The 4813-nt window shown below is 59.5% G+C and carries 3 protein-coding genes and 2 pseudogenes; 4 read left to right on the top strand and 1 reads right to left on the bottom strand.

Annotation, left to right across the window (positions count from 1 at the left end; genetic code table 11):
• The first annotated feature begins 25 nt into the window (after positions 1-25).
• The 3 genes and pseudogenes from AC1DH9_RS25920 (at position 26) to AC1DH9_RS25910 (ending at position 2869) form a co-directional block, all read left to right on the top strand.
• Positions 26-1147, top strand: coding sequence for a Re/Si-specific NAD(P)(+) transhydrogenase subunit alpha (locus AC1DH9_RS25920; protein ID WP_477806180.1), 1122 nt, complete (start codon positions 26-28; stop codon positions 1145-1147).
• Between the two features lie 15 nt (positions 1148-1162).
• A complete protein-coding gene (locus tag AC1DH9_RS25915; protein ID WP_427547432.1) occupies positions 1163-1516 on the top strand; it encodes an NAD(P) transhydrogenase subunit alpha part 2 in 354 nt (117 codons plus the stop codon).
• Positions 1513-2869, top strand: a pseudogene (locus AC1DH9_RS25910) (NAD(P)(+) transhydrogenase (Re/Si-specific) subunit beta). The gene AC1DH9_RS25915 and the pseudogene AC1DH9_RS25910 overlap by 4 nt, the downstream one beginning before the upstream one ends.
• Before the next feature lie 84 nt (positions 2870-2953).
• Here the strand turns inward: AC1DH9_RS25910 and AC1DH9_RS25905 are convergent.
• On the bottom strand, positions 2954-3922 hold the full coding sequence (locus AC1DH9_RS25905; RefSeq protein ID WP_442114823.1) for a DNA-binding protein: 969 nt from the start codon (positions 3920-3922) through the stop codon (positions 2954-2956).
• 182 nt (positions 3923-4104) lie between these two features.
• Here AC1DH9_RS25905 and AC1DH9_RS25900 point away from each other — a divergent pair.
• Positions 4105-4813, top strand: a pseudogene (locus AC1DH9_RS25900) (site-specific integrase); the annotation flags it as partial.

The raw sequence follows: 4813 nt of genomic DNA, 5'->3' as shown, positions 1-4813 counted from the left end.
AATAAGATCAAGCAGGAGATTTGACGTGCACATTGGTGTTCCTCTCGAAACCCAGACCGGTGAAACGCGGGTTGCTGCAACCCCGGAAACCATCAAGAAGCTGATCGGCCAGGGTCATAAGGTCACTGTGCAAAGCGGCGCCGGCATTAATGCCAGCGTTGTCGACAGTGCTTATGAAGCGGCAGGCGCAATGATTGGCAGTGCCAACGAGGCATTTGGCGCAGAGCTGATTCTCAAGGTCGTCGCACCCAGCGACAGCGAACTGGCCCTSATCAAGCGCGGCACCGTGCTGGTGGGCATGCTCAACCCGTTCAGCAATGAAACCATTGCCAAGCTGGCCGAGTGCGGSATTACYGCGTTCTCCCTGGAAGCYGCGCCGCGCACTTCCCGCGCGCAGAGCCTCGATGTGCTGTCCTCGCAAGCCAACATTGCCGGCTATAAAGCTGTGTTGCTGGCCGCCCATTACTATCCGCGCTTCATGCCGATGTTGATGACCGCCGCSGGCACCGTGAAGGCCGCTCGCGTGCTGATYCTCGGCGCCGGYGTGGCRGGYYTGCAGGCGATCGCCACCGCCAAGCGTCTGGGCGCGGTGATTGAAGCGTCCGACGTGCGCCCGGCGGTGAAGGAACAGATCGAATCCCTCGGCGCCAAGTTCGTCGACGTCCCGTACGAGACCGATGAAGAGCGCGAATGTGCCGTTGGTGTCGGCGGTTACGCACGCCCCATGCCAGCCAGCTGGATGCAGCGTCAGGCCCTGGCCGTGCACGAACGCGCCAAGCAGGCCGAYATCGTCATCACCACCGCCCTGATTCCCGGCCGCAAGGCGCCAGTGCTGCTGAGCGCTGAAACCGTGGCGCAGATGAARCCCGGTTCGGTGGTCATCGACCTGGCCGCTGCGCAAGGCGGCAACTGCCCGCTGACCGTGGCCGACCAGGTGGTSGTYGMGMAYGGCGTGACCATTGCCGGCCCGACCAACCTGGCCGCCCAGGTCGGCGCAGACGCCTCSGCGCTGTACGCSCGCAAYCTGCTGGACTTCCTGAAGCTGGTCTTCAACAAGGAAGGTCAGTTCGAAGTRAACCTCGAAGACGACATCGTCGCCGCGTGCCTGATGTGCCGCGAYGGCCAAGTCATCCGCAAAAACGCCTAAGCAGGRATTCAGACGATGGAAGAGCTTATCTCCCCCGGTATCTACAACCTGATCATCTTCGTGCTGGCGATTTATGTCGGTTATCACGTGGTCTGGAACGTTACACCCGCACTGCACACCCCGTTGATGGCGGTGACCAACGCCATTTCGGCGATCGTGATCGTCGGCGCCATGCTGGCGGCGGCGCTGACCGTGACACCGCTGGGCAAAACCATGGGCACCCTGGCTGTAGCGTTGGCGGCGGTCAACGTGTTCGGTGGTTTCCTGGTGACCCGTCGCATGCTGGAAATGTTCAAGAAGAAGGCAGCTCCTGTGAAAGCTCCGGCGACCAAGGCCGCAGCAGGCACTGTCGAGGTACAAAAAGCATGAGCATGAACCTGGTTACCTCCCTGTATTTGTTCGCCTCGATCTGCTTCATCCAGGCCCTGAAAGGCCTGTCGCACCCGACCACATCGCGGCGCGGCAATGTGTACGGAATGCTACGTCATCGTCGGCCTGCTGATCGGCGGCACTGCTGGTTCGATCATGGCCAAACGCGTTGAAATGACCAAGATGCCAGAGCTGGTCGCGTTCATGCACAGCATGATCGGTATGGCAGCGGTGTTCATCGCCATCGCCGCCGTGGTCGAGCCGCAGTCGCTGGGTATCGTCAAACAACTGGGCGATTCGATTCCCGCCGGCAACCGTCTGGAGTTGTTCCTCGGCGCCGCCATCGGTGCAATTACCTTYTCCGGTTCGGTGATCGCGTTCGGCAAGCTGTCGGGCAAGTACAAGTTCCGCCTGTTCCAGGGCGCACCGGTACAGTTTGGCGGGCAACATAAAATCAACCTGCTGCTGGGCCTGGCAACACTGGGTCTGGGYATCACCTTCATGATGACCGGCAACCTCGGCGCCTTCGCCCTGATGCTGGCCCTGGCCTTCGTGCTCGGCGTRYTGATCATCATCCCGATCGGCGGTGCCGACATGCCSGTSGTGGTGTCGATGCTCAACAGCTACTCCGGCTGGGCTGCGGCGGGWATCGGCTTCTCGCTGAACAACTCGATGCTGATCATTGCCGGCTCGCTGGTGGGTTCGTCCGGTGCGATCCTCTCGTACATCATGTGCAAGGCGATGAACCGTTCGTTCTTCAACGTCCTGCTCGGYGGYTTCGGCAACAGCGCAGACGCGGCCGGCCCAGCGGGTGCGAAAGAAGCCCGCCCGGTGAAATCCGGCTCGGCGGACGACGCCACCTTCCTGCTGACCAACGCCGACACCGTGATCATCGTTCCCGGCTACGGCCTGGCAGTCGCACGGGCGCAGCACGCGCTTAAAGAGCTGACCGAGAAACTGACCCACCGTGGCGTGACCGTGAAGTATGCGATCCACCCGGTGGCCGGTCGRATGCCYGGCCACATGAACGTGCTGCTGGCCGAGGCYGAAGTGCCTTACGACCAGGTGTTCGAGATGGAAGACATCAACTCCGAGTTCGGCCAGGCCGAYGTGGTGCTGGTGCTGGGCGCCAACGACGTGGTSAACCCGGCGGCGAAGAACGATCCTAAATCGCCAATCGCCGGCATGCCGATTCTCGAAGCGTTCAAAGCCAAGACCATCATCGTSAACAARCGCTCGATGGCCAGCGGCTAYGCCGGCCTGGACAACGAACTGTTCTACCTGGACAAGACCATGATGGTCTTCGGCGATGCCAAAAAGGTCATCGAAGACATGGTTAAAGCCGTCGAATAAGCTCCCCACATACATTCTGCGAGGGCTATGCTTTCGCAGAATGTCGCGCGACCTACCCAGCATCGGTCGAAAGCTTGATGCACCTTAGCCATCGACATTTTTTGCGATAGTTGCTCGAGCAGCATCCAGCTCTTCTGCCAGTTCGTTCGTCTCTAGTGATCTCTTCTCCAGAGCATCAGCCAGCTCATTAATGTTGTGCTGCAAAGTGCTGACCTGATCCAGCAACACCTGTTTGCCGCCCTCGCATTGCGCGACCAGGGTTTTGAGCGAGTTTATTTCACCCGTCTGGCGCTCCTTGATCAATTCCTGATCCAGATACGCCTTCTGCTGCTGGCGAGCTTCGGTTAATAAACGCTCATTGTCCCGATTCAACTGAGTCAGCTCATCCTGTTTGATGATCAGCGTTTGCTGCAAATGACGCAGCTCCATCTGGACCTGTTGCAACTGCCCTTCATGGCGGCGTTGTTCCTGCTCGCGCTGCTCCTTGATCGCTCCACGGTAGTGCTCTAGCGCATCACGTGCGTGCAGGTGTTTTTCCTCCAGCGAACGAATCTGCTCGTCCTTGTCCTTCATCCGCGCTTCAAGATCCAGATTGGACTGACTCAGCCGGGCATTGCGGGTTTGTTCGGCCTGTAATGTCGTACGGCAGGTCTGCAGTTCGGTCGACTCTGTATCCAGGGCGCTGCGCTGGATATCGAACTGTTGCTGGAGCTGTCGCAGTGCATCCTGACTGGCCTGAAGCTGTTCGAATAACTCGCTTTTCTCGGCCCGCGAAGCCGCCAGTGCCTGTTCAATCTGCTCCTCGCCCTCCTCTGCCAGGCGTTGCGCCACCCGCGCCACCAACTCGTTCAATTCGTCGCTCAGCCCCTGTTGAGGCGCTTTTCGGCGCTGATCAACCTCATCGAGCTCCTTCAGATAGCGATGAATTGTGGTTTTCGAGCCGGTATTTCCAAGCTCAACCCGTACGGCATCAATGCTCGGATTCTCTCCGCGAGCCAGCAGCGCCTCGCGTGCTTTCTGCACGATTGCCTTGTTTACGCCGCCACGGGCCATTTTGTACTCCTACGATTTCGTACTGTTTTACATACCATGTATTTACGTTCTATTTTCGTGTGAAGTAAAGGCCTATAAAACTGCAGTCATCTGATAAAATAATTGAGCGTTATCGCATCAGATAAGCAAAAATCGTCTTTTCCACGGCCGGAAAAGGTACGTTCGCGGGAGGATGGGTCAAGATGAGCAAGGTTGATCGCTACCTGCAGGCGGGCACCCGGGAAAACACCCGGCGTAGCTACCGCGCCGCAGTGGAGCACTTCGAAGTGACGTGGGGCGGCTTTCTGCCGGCAACCGGGGACAGCATCGTGCGCTACCTGGCGGAATACGCCGACCAGCACACCGTCAGCACGCTCAAGCAGCGTCTGGCCGCCCTCGCCCAATGGCACATCACCCAGGGCTTTCCCGATCCGACCAAGACACCGGCCGTGCGGCAGATGATCAAGGGCATCCGCACCTTGCACCCGATCCAGGAAAAGCAGGCGGCTCCCCTGCTCCTGCAGCACCTGGAACACGCTGTCCAGTGGGTGGAACGAGAGGCGGAACAGGCCGCCGCGCGGCACGACCTGACGGGGATGTTGCGCAGTCGGCGGGATATTGCGTTGGTACTGATCGGGTTCTGGCGCGGCTTTCGCGGCGATGAGTTATCGCGAATACAGGTGGAGCACACCCAAGCGCAAACGGGTGTGGGCATCACCTTCTATCTGCCGCACAGCAAAGGCGATCGTCAGCACTTGGGAACGACCTTCCGCACGCCCGCCTTGAAGAAGCTCTGCCCTGTCCAGGCTTATGTGAACTGGATTACCGTCGCGGGCATTGCGCGAGGGCCAGTCTTCAGAAAGCTCGATCGCTGGGGGCATCTGGCGGAGGATGGCCTGAATGCCAACAGCC

The organism is Pseudomonas sp. 05T35, assembly GCF_056396605.1.
Note: the sequence above shows the minus strand (reverse complement) of the source record. Positions and strands in the feature narration are given on the sequence as shown.

What these genes read in the sequence shown, in the direction of transcription:
- AC1DH9_RS25915 (WP_427547432.1), top strand. Translation starts at nt 1,163, where the DNA reads ATGGAAGAGCTTATCTCCCCCGGTATCTACAACCTGATCATCTTCGTG.
- AC1DH9_RS25905 (WP_442114823.1), bottom strand. Translation starts at nt 3,922, where the DNA reads ATGGCCCGTGGCGGCGTAAACAAGGCAATCGTGCAGAAAGCACGCGAG.